Here is a 14,452-nt window from a genome sequence, read left to right on the forward strand (position 1 = left end):
TGGAAAAATAAAAAACCCGCCCCTGTAAAAGGGACGAGTTATGTATACAGAATTATACAAAGCTTCATCGTGGTTCCACCCTAGTTCCCGGCAAGATTTAAATAAACCTATGCTCGGCTCTAACATCTGTAACGGGAAAGCCCGTCAGTCATTAGTGAGGACGCACCTGTTCACGACTGAAGTTCAGAGGGGGTAAGGTGTGCCTTGCCGGTTAAAAAGGTTTCAGCCAGTGCCTTTTCTCTCTGAAAACCATTCACGCATCCTCATATCCTCATCGAAACTGATTGTGGTTGAATTTGATTCGATTATAGACTTTTTCTGTAAGGAAATCAAGAAGCTTTAAGGGATTTTTTTTGATTTCAAATAAAACAAAACTTCCGGATGCAGGATGACCCGTTCCTGAAATACATTTTGAATCGTCTGCACCATCCCGTGATCCGGTTCATCTGTATAAAGAAAAATTCTTTCCGGTGCAATGCTTACAAGCGGTGCAAGCAGAGCTGTGTCAATATACAGCGGATGATGGAAAAGCAGGTTTTTGTCTGTCATCCTCCGCAGCTCTGAATCCGTTAATTCCCTGTAATCCTCCGTAAACAGCAGAAAATGCCTGCGATGGAACACATGGATTTCCGGCAAGGCCGAAAGCTTTTGGAGCAAGTAATCCCTTAGCACCTGGATAAAGTTCTGATACTCCTGTTCAAGCTTATATTCTTCAATGGCGGCCTCTGCATATTTAGTGAGCCGCTTTAGATAATTATGAAGCCGGAAATGGACGAACGATTCAAAGGAGAAGCTGAGTTCAGGTTTAATAAACTGGGTGAGAGCCTCTTCAATGCAGGCCTTTTTATCCGAAAACTTCTGAAGGTTTGGGATTTCTGTCCGTTCCCCTTCCATAATGGAATGGGCAATGCTGAGGATCTGCTGCTGTTCATCTTCATCTGTGAAATAAAATTGGTTTTGAATGATGGAAATGATAAAGGAATTTTCTACTTTTTCCGCAATGTATTCCGCAAGTGCAGGAACGAGAAAGGTTTGAAACCCTTGTCCGTTATGATCCTGCTCGGCTTCCACATATCCCGGCTTTCCCTGCCGGACGGACACCCCGGCTTTATCCGGCCTGCTGTGCAGCCACAAATATAGTGAATGTGCATCTTTTTCGGATTCAAAGAAAATCTCAAGCAAAGTTTGTCCCCCCCATAGCGAACATCTGCTTTATGTATATGGAGTGCGGATAATGTTTAGAAGGGGTTTTTCCAAATTTGCATGGAATTAGAGTACAAAAAAACTGCCCGGTATGGACAGTTTTTACTGGCGGCGGTTCGCACCTTCAAGCTTAACGGGTGTGGCCAGGTATTTCATTCTTTCGATAATACGCGCAGCTTTGACTTTCTCCTCTTCTCCTCTTTGGGTATAAGAGAGATGATGTTCAAGCTCCTTCAAATCAAAATTTGAAGTGAAAAAGGTTGGGAGGTTTTCCGTCATTCGGTATTGCAAAAGCACGCCCAGTATTTCATCTCTTGTCCAGCTGGACATGGACTCGGCTCCAATATCATCAAGCATCAGCACTTTTACCTTTTTTACGGCATCCATTTTTTCATCCAGCGTGGAATCCTGAATGGAGTTTTTGAGCTCTCTCATAAATTCCGGCAAATACACGAGCATGGAGGGAATGTTTTTATGGGCAAGTTCATTTGCGATCGCACCCATAATATACGTCTTCCCTACTCCGAAGGCACCATGAAGGTAAATGCCTTTTTGTCTTTTCTTTTGATCAGCAGCTTCCATAAATTCTTTAATCAGCCCAAAAACTTTAACACGGCTATGATCGTCAAATTCAATATCCTGAAACTGGGCTGCGAGAACATCCTTAGGAATATATAAGCTCTTGATCAAAGACTCATGTTTTTTTCTTTGGTCGGAAACAACCTTAGTTGGACATTGATCATATTGGAGATCGATGGTTTTCCCTTGCAGAACCAGCTCGGGGTGATAGCCCTGCAGGAGGTTTTTGCATTGGCCGAGGCTCGGGCAATCTCTGCACTCAATGCTTTGCTGGGTGTATTCATAAAGTTTATTTAAGCTTCTCTCAATAACTGCCTCATCAATTTTGCTGCTGTTTGCAGAAATGAATGCCTGTATATCAGGATTGGCCAAAACCTCCTCTTTTAAGGAGCTCAGCCTTTTTTTAAAGTCAGGTCTGTTTGTAACGTTTTTCATCGATTTTCCAATCGGTTCCATTCATGTTCACCTCTTATCCGGATTCAGGATTCTGATTTTGGCGGATTTTTATAATTTTTAATCCATTCTGCCATTTTCTGCTTTTCCTCTTCGAGAGCTGCCTGCTGACCGGCATCAGGATTTACTGAAACTTCTTGATCCGGCTTCTGCTCATTTTCCTGATCTTTCAGCCAATCCGGAAGCATTTCACTTCTGACCGGTTTCCTCCTGGATGATGATGCAGGTTTATTTTTGCCTCCAGCCCATTCCAGGTATTTCTTATGCTCTTTCTTGGCAAGCTGCATGGCGCCTTCCACTGTCGAAACCTTTTTCCTGGCCCAATGACCGGCTATTGTCTGAACAAACCCCTTCGACAGTTTCATATCGGCACGCAGCATTACATAGTAAATGAGCACATTTGCAACACCCGGCATTAGCTTTTGACCAATCATAACTTCTTCAATAATCTGCATATCCGCGAGCGTCGGTTCCGCTCCTTCATACAGATCCTTCATAAATTGATAAGGGGATATCGTTTCAAGCTGGCGGATAATCATCTGTTCCTTCGTCAGCTCTTTGTTTTCAAGGACGGTCCGCTGCATAACCGGCTGAATTTTATTGATCTCAACGAGTTTCGGCGTTTTTTTGCCATATTGAAAATCGTACCACTCTCTGGCACTCTTGCGAAGCCATTCCCTGTCAATGGATTCATCCGGCTGAAGCGAATCCATGAGCAGGTTTTTCATATTGATCGGATCAATTCCATACACGTAGGACAGCTTCACAATGGTTTCCTTGACAGGCTCCGTAATTGATTTTTTAGAGATAACCGATTCTGACAGCCCTTCAAACAGCAAATCAAAGTCAAACACGGATGGTGAGAGGTTCGGCTCATTCCCGTCTGTTTCTCCGATGTATTCTCTTTCATCGCCGGGTCCTTCATCGCCTTGCGTCATCGTCATCTCGCTCGGCTGAAGGGACTGAAATACCTCATCAAACGATCGGGTCACATTTTCAGCAGTACCGCGTTCTTCATCCGTAAAGTATTGTTTAAGCTGCATGTAGGTTGTATGGCCAACCCGATTATATAAATAAATATTCAGCATTCCATCGTTAAAAAATGCATCCGGTTTAAGAGGAGGCTGAATCTCATAGATGAACATGCGGCTGCCGTCCATTTCTTGAAAATAGGAAGTCAGCAAGCCAATTCCTTCAAGCTTAATCCGTTCAGAATAAAAGCTTTTTAAATTCATTTGAGTCAATGTCATCAAGCGGTGGTGGGGATGTTCCTTTCCCCATACCCGGTCCTGTTCAAGCTCTGCCCACAAGGTCATATATAAACCAAGAGCAGCCGTACCGAGAAGCGGCTGATAAAGCATAGTTACAAGCTTCCGGTCGTATTCCTGGAGGATTCCCTGGCTTCTCGCCCGGTACCTGTCACCCGGAATTAGTTCCTTCCAATGATAATCCTTCACTCCGATTGCCTCCCCATTTATAAGAATAGCGATGGGGAAAAGGAGCCGGAAGTATCAATGATCCGTACTCCTAATTGCTTTCCCTCTTAATCAATTCCTTTAACTCATCTATAAAAACATTAATATCCTTGAATTGTCTGTATACAGAAGCGAAGCGGACATAAGCGACTTCATCCACCTGTGCAAGGCGATCCATGACCATTTCTCCAACACTATCGCTTTTCACTTCTGAAACGCCATTGTTTCTTAATTCTTTTTCAATATCCTGGACGATTTCCTCAAGCTTTGTCAGGGGAACAGGTCTCTTTTCACATGCTTTTATCAGACCGCGCAGCATCTTTTCTCTGCTGAATTCTTCGCGCGTCCCTTCCTTTTTTACCACAATCAGCGGGATCTCTTCCACTTTTTCAAATGTGGTAAACCGGTATTGGCATTCTTCGCACTCTCGTCTCCTCCGGATGGCTTTGCCTTCTTCAACCGGACGGGAATCAAGCACCCGTGTACCCTGATTATGACAAGTAGGACACTTCATGTTTTATTAACAGCTCCAATCCATGCATGGTAACCGGGCTATGCCCTATATGATCTATCGTTTCTTTATTTGCCTGAATTCAGTCCGGATCCGACAAATTTTAATTCACTGTCTAATTTCTGCTGAAACACCAGAATGACCTTTCTGCTATAGCCGAAATCTGTCGGAAGAGCCGTGTCGGATGAAACGGAAAAATCTATGGCCGTCTCAAATGGTCTTACAGAGATGACTGTTGCTACCAAAAGAGCAGATTTAGGTTTTTGAATCTGCACACTGATTTCCCCGCGCTCCTCTGAAACGGATGTAACTTTACAGCCGCCTCTGACAGCTGCTGCAGCCTGTACGGCTTCCATTGCTTTTTTTGCCGTTGCTTTATAGTAGCGGCTTCTCAATTCAGGATCTTGATGCGTCTCAGCTGTTTCGCTATGTGCTGAAAAGAAAGCTTGAACTTTTTTTAATAGACTCAAAGATCTTCTTCTCCTCTGCAACACCCTGAATGGGTGTTATATGTATTTATCTCTATCATACTGTTTTTTCCGGATAATCAAAAGAGGTGTGAATGAATCTTCACACCTCTTTACCCAATGACATTATCAAACTTCAAAATTACTGAGCTTTTGCTTGAGACTGTTTTACTTGAACAGGTCCCATGCCGCGTGGAATTTCGATATTCTCACGTGTTTGTGCACTAAGTGCCTCAGCAATGTAGTCGGCAGCAATATTCGGATTTAAATCTCCGCATGTGTATACGTCAATACTCGCATACCCATGTTCAGGAAAACTGTGAATGGTTAGGTGGGATTCAGAAATAATGACAACCCCGCTCACACCTTGTGGAGCAAATTTATGAAAAGCTACCTCTCTAACTTCTGCACCAGACTTTAAAGCAGCATTAACAAACGTTTTTTCAATATAATCCATGTCGTTCAACTTATCGAAATCACAGCCCCATAGTTCTGAGATTACGTGTCGTCCCATTGTTTCCATAGTCATGGATCCCCCTTATTCATATTTGGCATTGAATGAAATTCTCCGCACATTGGCATGCCATACTACCACGGGGGAAAGTTAGTCCTAAGAGGTCCTAACCCTTTAAGTAGCCACAACACCTTGCTCTCAAGAAGTTCACGAAAAATAGTATACTTCCTTTGAATAGTTTTTGCAACACACTTCACGAAAAAATATTTTCCTGAAATTGAGAACATTTTATACACAATTAGATCCTTTAAGATTTCTAACCCCTGTCGCAGTAACATCGTGCAGCATCTAATGGCAAAACAGCATTTATTTTGCCTATAAAAAAAGCTTAGCGAAAAATCGCCAAGCCTTCAAGAAAGAAGATTATACATTTAATGGCTTTCTTAAACTTACAGCAGCCAGATTCACCAAATCAACAACCCTGCAGGAATAACCCCATTCATTATCATACCAGGCCAGAACCTTTACTTTTTTCCCTTCGATGACAATCGTTGAAAGCCCATCAATAATAGCGGAATGCGGATCTGTATTAAAATCGACTGAAACTAAAGGCTCCGCTGTAAACCGGATGATGCCCTCCATCGAGCCGGATGCAGCATTTGCAAAAGCTTCGTTGATTTCACTGGCCGTTACTTCGCGTTTTAAATCAACCACAAGGTCGACAAGAGAGACATTAGGTGTCGGAACGCGAAGTGCCATTCCATGAAGCTTCCCTTTCAAGTGGGGAAGGACAAGCGAAAGGGCTTTTGCTGCTCCGGTTGTTGTTGGAATAATGGATTGTGCACACGACCGGGCACGTCTTAAATCTTTGTGCGGATTATCTATGTTCTTCTGGTCATTTGTATAGGCATGGACTGTCGTCATCAGTCCGTTCTCAATTCCGAATTGTTCGTCCAGAACCTTTACAACCGGAGCAAGGCAGTTAGTTGTGCAGGATGCATTTGAAATAATTTGATGCTCCTCTTTCAGCATGTGTTCATTGACACCCATCACAATTGTAACGTCCTCATCTTTACCCGGAGCGGTCAGGACAACCTTCTTTGCACCGGCAGCAATGTGATCCATCGCTTTTTCCTTTGAATTGAACTTTCCTGTAGCCTCAATTACTATATCAACATCCAGATCCTTCCAAGGAAGCATTTTGGGATCCCGATTATTAAGCAGAAGAATTTTGTGACCGTTTACAATTAAGTGATCACCAGCTGGAATAACGTCTCCATCGAATTTCCCGTGATTTGTATCATATTTAATCAGATGTGCAAGAGTTTCGGCCGGATAGCTTGCATTGATTGCAGCAATACGAAAATCTTCACCCATAATCGCCTTGCGAAATACCATCCTTCCGATTCTTCCAAACCCGTTTATGGCTACATTTACGTTCATATTAAATGACCCCTTCCACCTTTGTGTTATACTAGAAGTGTTAATTATGTAATTAGTATATCACATTCGGGGTTTTTGGAAAGATGAAAACGACTAATTTTCTATATTTTTCGTTGTTTTTATTGGAATAGTCCGGGTTATAAGATGCACAATTGGTTAAAAGGTAAAATAGGACTGTCATAAAGCAGGTTTCTGTTTGGTTTTGGCAGATTTCCATTCCAGATTGCTTGCTTATCCTTGGCGCCTGCCGGATCTCACCTGTCCCACTGGTCCCGCAGAGTCAAGCATCTTCCGCTCCACTCAGCCTAACCATAATTGTTCTATATACCTATTACAAAAATACAACCCCCGGAATGCTCGATAACAGCGTCCCGGGGGTTGCATTTATAATACATTTCCTTTCACCAGGACTATTTAGATAGCCCTTTCTGTTACTCGCTGATCTTCCATTTTCTAAGTATCCCGAGAAGCTGACTTTCCGTCTCTTCCCTTGTTCCATTGTTATCGAGCACTTCATCTGCAAGTGATTTCTTTTCATCGAGTGGCATTTGCGAATCAATCCGCTGCTGAGCTTCTTTTTGGGAATAGCCGTTCCTTTTCATCAAACGCTCCAGCTGAGTTTCAGGGGTCACATATACAAGAAGGCTTTTGTCAGCAAAATGGGCGAGTTTGCTTTCAAAAAGAAGCGGAATGTCCAGAATGACCGCTTTGCTGCCTTGCTGAATCAATTCATCCCGCTGGCGGATCATTTCTTTTCTGACCTCAGGATGAACAATCCCGTTTAATATGTTTCTTTTTTCAGGGTCAGCGAAAATTACGCTTCCTAGCTTCGTCCTGTCAATCGAACCATCAGGCTGCAAAACATGATGTCCGAAGACTTCAGCAATTTTACTATAGGCAGGTTTCCCTTGATCGACGGCTTCTTTTGCAATTACATCTGCATCGACAACCGGAAAGCCAAGCTCCTTTAATAGGGAGGAAACGGTGCTTTTACCGCTGGCGATACCTCCCGTCAAACCAATTACTAGTGTCACTTCAATCGTCTCCCTTACAGCTTCCAAAAGCCCACAAAGATTAAGAGAATTCCGGGAAGACAGCTGAATTTTTCAATCCATGACCATCTTGAGAACAGATGGCCTGATTTGATGCCGGCAAGCAGAAAGACGGAACTCATTACAGCAGCTGTCACACTCATGACATAAGGCGAAAAGCCAAGCAATGCGGCACCAAAGCCTGCACCGAATGCATCCAATGACAATGCGGCCCCAAGCAGCAGAGCTTCAATCCCGGCAATATGGCCGGAGCCATCCAAATCAGCTGTTGATGGTCTTTTCAATATGTGGATGACAATTCCCAGTGATTTAATTTCCAGGTTAAAAAGTGTTTTTTCCCGTTCTTCTCTAGTGAGGTCTTTGGAAGGTCTGAAAAATTGGTACAGCACCCATGCTCCGATTCCGATCAAAATGATCCCGCCCATTCTTTTCGTCCATTCCGGATCAATAAATGAGCTGAGCAAATGGCCAAACAGCATGGCCGCAAGCAAACTAAAAGCAGAGCATAAAGCAATAATGAGCAGTGATTTTACCGGGATTTTCATTTTCTTCAGTCCGTAGCTGAATCCGACAGAAAAACTGTCCAGACTTATGGCAAATGCCATAATAAAAAGTGAAATGGATGTCATATAAGGCACGGGCCCCTTCCGTTCGGTTCTCGTGCATTATATGACATTTGCCCATCAAAAGTGACGTGTTGGAATGAAAGGATTAAGCATCAGCACTGACACCCGCGTCAAGCGGCTGGCAGATCGGACAGTAATGAGTGCCTCTCCCGCCGGTCGTTTTCTTCTCAATAGGAGTTCCGCATTGTTTGCACGGCTCCCCCTTTCTTCCATAAACGTAAAGCTTCAGCTGGAACATCCCCATTTTCCCTTGGGAATTGAGATAAGAGCGAATGGTGCTTCCGCCTTGCTCCACCGCTTCATTTAGCGTTGCAATAATTTTGTCCCTTAGAACGTTTATTTCCTCAATTGACAATTCTTTAGCTGGTTTGTCAGGATGAACACCTGCTCTGAACAATGCTTCATCCACATATATATTGCCGAGGCCGGTCACGATGCGCTGATCAAGGAGCACGACTTTGATCATCCGATTTGTCCGTGAAAGCTTTTCAGCTAAATAGTCTCGTGAAAACTCATTCGAAAAGGGTTCAGGACCAAGCTGGGATAAAGGAAGATCCAGCTGCTCTGTTCCTTTTTCAAAAAGATGCATCGTTCCGAATTTCCTCACGTCATCATATCTCAAATGGGTGCCGTCACTGAAGCGGAAAATTACGTGTGTATGCTTTCCTGCCTCTTCCCCATCCTGGTAAAGCCCATACTTCCCTTCCATTCGAAGGTGTGACACCAGGACATAATCATCCAGTGAAAACATAAGAAATTTCCCTCTTCTTCCTATATCCTGAATCGTTTGTCCCTTTAACGCATCCTGAAATTGAAGAACATCATCCGGCCGTTTAATCATCTTCGGCCAGCGAACTTCGATTTCCGCGATGGACTTCCCTATTATTAGTTCAGAAAGGGTTCTTCTGACGGTTTCTACTTCCGGTAATTCAGGCACATTCACACATCCTTTTGCTACTTTGCATCATACCAGGAATCTCCGTAGGCATAATCCACTTTTAATGGAACATCCAGCTCAACTGCATGCTCCATGACCTGCGGGACTAATTTTTTTAGAATTTCAATCTCTTCAGGAGGCGCTTCAAAAATCAGTTCATCGTGCACCTGGAGAAGGAGATTGGACTGAAGTCCTTGTTCTTCAAGCTCTCTCGCCATATCAATCATCGCTTTTTTAATGATATCGGCTGCACTCCCCTGAATGGGTGTATTCATTGCCGTCCGCTCTGCAAAGCTGCGAAGGTTAAAATTGCGGCTTGTGATTTCCGGCAAATAGCGTCTGCGCTGCAGCAGGGTGGACACGTAGCCTTTTTGCTTTGCATCTCTAACAATGTCATCCATATACTCTTTAACCCCATCAAAGCTTTCTAAATAACGGCTGATAAATTCAGCTGCTTCTTTTCTTGTGATGCCTAAGCTTTGAGAAAGTCCGTAATCACTGATTCCGTATACAATGCCGAAGTTTACGGCTTTTGCCTGCCTCCTCATATTCGAGGTCACTTCGTCCATTTCTACATGGAAAACATCCATGGCAGTCTTCGTATGAACGTCCATGTCATTACGGAATGCTTCCATCAGGTTTTTATCCTGAGCAATATGCGCCAGAACTCTCAGTTCGATCTGGGAGTAATCGGCAGCAAAGATCACCCAGCCTTCTTTTGACGGAACGAATGCCTCACGGATTTTCCGGCCTTCTTCAAGACGGATGGGTATGTTTTGAAGATTCGGGTCTGTCGAGCTAAGACGGCCTGTTTGGGTCAGAGCCTGATTAAACCGTGTATGAACTTTATGGGTGTCCTCATGAACCACTTTTAAAAGTCCTTCGATATAAGTGGATTGAAGCTTGCCAAGCTGCCTGTATAAAAGGATCTGCTCCACAATTTCATGCCGGTCGGCAAGCTTTTCAAGAACGTCCGCTGAGGTGGAATAGCCTGTCTTCGTTTTTTTCACAGGGGGCAAGCCTAATTTTTCAAACAAAATGACCCCGAGCTGCTTAGGTGAATTAATATTGAAGGACTCTCCTGCAAGACCATGGATTTTATTTTCAAGCGCCTGCAGCTGCTGGCCTAAGTCAGCCCCCATCTCCTTCAGCTTGTTTACATCCACTTTTACACCGATCGCTTCCATCTTTCCGAGAATAATCGCAAGTGGCATTTCCAGATCATGATAAAGCTCGTACTGATCATTTTCACGAAGCTCTTTCTCCAGGATTTTGCTGAGTTTGCTGAGCGCTTCACCTTTACGGACAAGATGGTCGGCAAGAACGGCATCCTCCGGAAGTTTTCGCTTTGCTCCTTTGCTGTAAACAGATTCATCCGTTTTTGCTCCGGTAATTCCCTTCATCTTGGCGATTCCAGCTACATCTTCAACTGTTTGAGAGGCATCCAGAATATAAGAAGCCAGAAGCACATCAAAATCCACCCCGGCAAGTTCAATGCCTTTCCACTTCATGGCGACGATCGATCTCTTAGCGTCAAAAACCGTTTTCCTCATGTGCTCATCTTCCGCCCATTTCCTGAAGGGGCCGGAATCCATAGCCAGTCCATAAGGAAGATAAAAACGGCCGTTTTCGTTAATAATGGCAAAACCAGCGATGTCGCTACGGTGATAATTTTCATTCCATACCTCAACAACGAAAATGGAATCATCCACAAGCATCTCATCTGTTATTTCCTCTGCAGCAGTGAATGGCAGATCTTCAATTTCTTCCGGTTCATCCGTTTCAGAGCCCGTATCGAATTTATCAATCAATGTCTTAAAGCCAAGCTCTCTGAAAACAGGGAGTACTTCCTGCGGATTATATCCGCTGTATAGAATGTCATCGAGAGAAATTGTAATGGGGGTATCGCGGTTTATCGTTGCGAGCTCCTTGCTCATGATTGCATCATCGCGATGAGTTTCCAGACGCTCTTTCAGCTTTCCTTTCAGCTGATCAAGCGACTCAAGTACGTTTTCAACCGTACCGTACTCTTTTAGAAGTTTAATGGCTGTTTTCTCGCCAATTCCCTGCACCCCTGGAATATTATCCGAACTGTCGCCCATTAGACCCTTCATATCGATAATCTGATCAGGTGTCAGGCCGTACTTTTCTTTTACAAATTCAGGAGTGTAGGAATCAACCTCTGTAATCCCTTTTTTCGTAATGGAAATCGTTACATGCTCACTTGCGAGCTGGGTCAAGTCCTTGTCCCCTGAAATGATTTTCACGTCAAAGCCATCTTTCTCAGCATGCTTCGAGAGCGTGCCGATAATGTCATCAGCCTCATAATTCTCCAGCTGATAGCGGGGAATTTTATAAACATCAAGCAATTCGTGAATAAATGGAAACTGCTCTGAGAGCTCCGGCGGAGTCTTTTGTCTGCCACCCTTATATTCTGAATACGTTTTATGTCTGAAGGTCGTCTTGCCTGCGTCGAACGCCACTAGCATATGAGTAGGCTGCTCTTCCTCTAAAATTCTCATCAAAATCATGGTGAAGCCATAAATGGCATTCGTATGTACACCTTTGTCGTTATTCAGCAGAGGCAATGCGAAAAAAGCCCGGTAAGCAATGCTGTTCCCGTCAATCAGGACTAATTTTTTACTGGCCAACGTTCTTCCTCCTTAAAGCGCAAGCGCTTTGAAATATTTCAACAGCAAAAAAGCCGCCCTATTCTTCCTCATATTCTATCATGAGTTAACAGAGAAAGAAAAATGGCGGCTTTCTATTCAGTTTGTCTGCCCGAGCAGGGTTTGAGCATATGGAGAATCAAATGGAAGGATGATAACGGTTTCTCCGTCAATGGTTTTTTTATAGGACTCCAATGTGCGGTACAGCCCGTAAAATCCCGTGTCGGCTGAATAAGCTTTGTTGTAGATTTTTGCTGCTTCCTGTTCCCCCTGTCCTCTGATCACATCTGCATCCGACTCAGCCTTTGCGAGAGTTTCCTTCACTAATTTATCTGCATTGGCCGTAATTCTGTTTTTGTCCGCATCTCCCTTTGAAAGGTATTCCTGCGCAGTTGAATCCCGTTCTGAAATCATTCTCGTATAGACCGACTTTTCATTGGCTTCAGGAAGGTCGGTTCTTTTAATTCTTACGTCCGTTACAACAATTCCATATTGATCCCGTTCAAGTGAGTCATTCACAAGCGCGGTCACTTTATCATTCAAGCTTCCCCTTGAGGATTTTTCATCGTTAATGATCTCATCGTAATTCAGCTGCCCCAATTCTGAACGAATGGAAGAAAAAACGAACTCCGCCATTTTCGCTTCAGCGTTCACCATATTGCGGGCATTGGAAATGAGTTTTTTCGGGTCTTTAATTTTCCAGACGGCATAATTGTCGATAATCATGCGCTTTTTATCCCTTGTATTGATTTCAGCTTCTTTAACGTCGTAGGTCATCTGATATTTTGGGAGAGAAGAAACACTTTGGACTAAAGGAACTTTTGCATGAAGACCCGGTTTTTCAATAATGTTCACCACTTCTCCGAACTGACGGACCACTTTGTATTCATTTTCCTGCACAATAAAAATGCTGGAGAATAGGACAATTAGAAGCAAAGCACAGAGGATCAGGAACAATCCGAAACGGATGTACTTTGAATAGCCGCCGGGAATTTTCTCTTTAAAATTTACGATGTTTTCATTGGCCATCTTTGCTGCCACTCCCTTCTTCTGAAGCTTTCGGTGCGGCTGGCTGAGCTGGAGTTTGTGCACCTTTGGAAGGATCGATCAGCGGCAAATATTTCATCGTATTGCCGTCATCCTTCATGATATAAATTTGGGCGTTCGGCAAAACCTGGTCGATCGTCTCAAGAATTAAACGCTTTTGAGTAAGTTCTTTGGCGTTTTTGTATTCAGCGAATAATGCGTTGAATTTAGATGTTTCGCCAATCGCTTTTTGAATACGTGCGGTTTTATCCCCCTGGGCTTTAGAAATGATGGCATCCTTCTCTCCAAGTGCTTCTTCTCTTTTTTGATTTTCATATTTCTTCGCTTCATTGATTTTTGTGTTCATTGTTTCCCTGGCGTCCGTTACATTCGTAAACGATTTTCTGACTTCCTCATTCGGCAAATCCACATCCTGCAGCTTAACCGCCAGAATCGAAATCCCAATATCATATTTAGCCATCAATTCTCCTAAGAGCTCCTGCACTTCCTTTTCAATGTCCGCTTTACCTGAAGTAAGCGCATCATCTATTTTTGAGCTTCCAATGATGCTTCTTAAAGAGGAAGAGGTGGAATCATAAAGGATTTCTTCCGGTTCTTCTGAAGAGAATAAAAATTTCTTAGGATCAGAGATTTTCCATTGCACCACCATGTCGGCAAGAACGATGTTCTCATCACCCGTAATCATTTTCGTTTCTGCCGGGAAATCTTTCACGTCTCCATCTTTTTCCTCATAGCCGAATTGCAGACTGAATGTCTCTTTGGAAAGCTTCTCAACCTTTTGAATTGGCCATGGCCACTTTACGTGCAAGCCTGATTCCGTAACCGTATCCTGAACCTCTCCAAGTGTCATAATGACCGCCTGATCTGACTCGTCAACCGTAAACCAGGTGGTAAAGACCAGAATAATCGCTATCACAATTACGGCAGCAAATCCTGTCAGTGTATACAAACGTTTTAGTGTCATCCTTATTGCCCCCCGCCATTCTTTGTATACCTTACTTACGTTTATGTGTCTTGGAAGTTTCATATTATGGAAAATTTGAGAAAAAGGAGGGAAGAATGCTTTTTTCAGGGACATAAAAAAAACCACCCGTGAGAACGGTTGGTTTTCTTTGCGGCTGGAAGTCTTTGTTGCTGACCATGCTCTTAAGGGATTACAGAAGCGTTCGCCAGTAACCAACCGGATATATGACGATATAGTCGCGGAAAAATAAGCACGATGGGTATGGAGTACATCAATCCCTTTACAGGTAAAGAGAGGCTATGTAAAGCATGATGCTATTTTTGACACCTGTTGATTGGAGTGGAAGGCGTGAGACTCCTGCGGGAGCAGCGGGTCAGGTGAGACCCCGCAGGCGCAAAGCGTCGAGTTATCATGAACGAAACTAGCCCCTTACTCGTAAAATCGTAGGTTAATTTGGTTAGACTGTTTTTGTCAAACAAAACCAAATCAGAGCTACATTACGGAAGGAGCTAGCTATTATGAAGGATACCATTAAATACGTAGGTTTAGACGTATCAAAAGAAAATATTGCC

General features: G+C 43.5%; 13 protein-coding genes. All 13 read right to left on the minus strand.

All coding sequences use genetic code 11. The annotated features are described in order from the left end of the window. Window positions 1–339: 339 nt before the first annotated feature. A complete protein-coding gene (ytxC, locus tag AS29_RS03465) occupies window positions 340–1,182 on the minus strand; it encodes a putative sporulation protein YtxC (RefSeq protein WP_035410918.1) in 843 nt (280 codons plus the stop codon). 123 nt (window positions 1,183–1,305) lie between these two features. Beyond that, window positions 1,306–2,238 carry a primosomal protein DnaI gene (gene dnaI / locus AS29_RS03470; RefSeq protein WP_035410920.1) on the minus strand — a complete coding sequence of 311 codons (933 nt, stop codon included), beginning with the start codon at window positions 2,236–2,238 and terminating at the stop codon, window positions 1,306–1,308. 23 nt (window positions 2,239–2,261) lie between these two features. Next, window positions 2,262–3,692 carry a replication initiation and membrane attachment family protein gene (locus AS29_RS03475; protein WP_035410922.1) on the minus strand — a complete coding sequence of 477 codons (1,431 nt, stop codon included), beginning with the start codon at window positions 3,690–3,692 and terminating at the stop codon, window positions 2,262–2,264. 70 nt (window positions 3,693–3,762) lie between these two features. After that, entirely contained in the window at window positions 3,763–4,224 is a 462-nt protein-coding gene (gene nrdR / locus AS29_RS03480) for a transcriptional regulator NrdR (RefSeq protein WP_035410924.1), read from the minus strand. A gap of 65 nt (window positions 4,225–4,289) precedes the next feature. Further along, window positions 4,290–4,691: a hypothetical protein gene (locus AS29_RS03485; RefSeq protein WP_035410926.1), complete on the minus strand. Its 402-nt coding sequence runs from the start codon at window positions 4,689–4,691 to the stop codon at window positions 4,290–4,292. Between the two features lie 139 nt (window positions 4,692–4,830). Then, window positions 4,831–5,211 (minus strand): adenosylmethionine decarboxylase, encoded by a 381-nt coding sequence (gene speD / locus AS29_RS03490; protein WP_035410928.1) that lies wholly within the window; start codon window positions 5,209–5,211, stop codon window positions 4,831–4,833. A gap of 354 nt (window positions 5,212–5,565) precedes the next feature. Then, window positions 5,566–6,585 carry a glyceraldehyde-3-phosphate dehydrogenase gene (locus tag AS29_RS03500; RefSeq protein WP_035410932.1) on the minus strand — a complete coding sequence of 340 codons (1,020 nt, stop codon included), beginning with the start codon at window positions 6,583–6,585 and terminating at the stop codon, window positions 5,566–5,568. Window positions 6,586–7,016: 431 nt separating this feature from the next. Continuing rightward, on the minus strand, window positions 7,017–7,619 hold the full coding sequence (coaE, locus tag AS29_RS03505) for a dephospho-CoA kinase (protein WP_035410935.1): 603 nt from the start codon (window positions 7,617–7,619) through the stop codon (window positions 7,017–7,019). A gap of 14 nt (window positions 7,620–7,633) precedes the next feature. Continuing rightward, the gene (gene ytaF, locus AS29_RS03510) at window positions 7,634–8,266 is read right to left on the minus strand and encodes a sporulation membrane protein YtaF (protein ID WP_035410939.1); all 633 of its coding nucleotides are present in this window, start codon (window positions 8,264–8,266) and stop codon (window positions 7,634–7,636) included. Window positions 8,267–8,348: 82 nt separating this feature from the next. Next, the gene (gene mutM, locus AS29_RS03515; protein ID WP_035410942.1) at window positions 8,349–9,200 is read right to left on the minus strand and encodes a DNA-formamidopyrimidine glycosylase; all 852 of its coding nucleotides are present in this window, start codon (window positions 9,198–9,200) and stop codon (window positions 8,349–8,351) included. A gap of 17 nt (window positions 9,201–9,217) precedes the next feature. Then, window positions 9,218–11,851 carry a DNA polymerase I gene (gene polA, locus AS29_RS03520; protein WP_035410945.1) on the minus strand — a complete coding sequence of 878 codons (2,634 nt, stop codon included), beginning with the start codon at window positions 11,849–11,851 and terminating at the stop codon, window positions 9,218–9,220. Window positions 11,852–11,968: 117 nt separating this feature from the next. Further along, complete coding sequence (gene hflC / locus AS29_RS03525) at window positions 11,969–12,898, minus strand: protease modulator HflC (protein ID WP_035410947.1); 930 nt, start codon at window positions 12,896–12,898, stop codon at window positions 11,969–11,971. Then, a complete protein-coding gene (hflK, locus tag AS29_RS03530) occupies window positions 12,888–13,880 on the minus strand; it encodes an FtsH protease activity modulator HflK (RefSeq protein WP_035410950.1) in 993 nt (330 codons plus the stop codon). Before hflK ends, hflC begins: the two co-directional genes overlap by 11 nt. Window positions 13,881–14,452 lie beyond the last annotated feature (572 nt).

This window comes from Bacillus sp. SJS (assembly GCF_000732485.2).
In the GTDB taxonomy this organism is placed as follows: domain Bacteria; phylum Bacillota; class Bacilli; order Bacillales; family Bacillaceae; genus Metabacillus_B; species Metabacillus_B sediminis.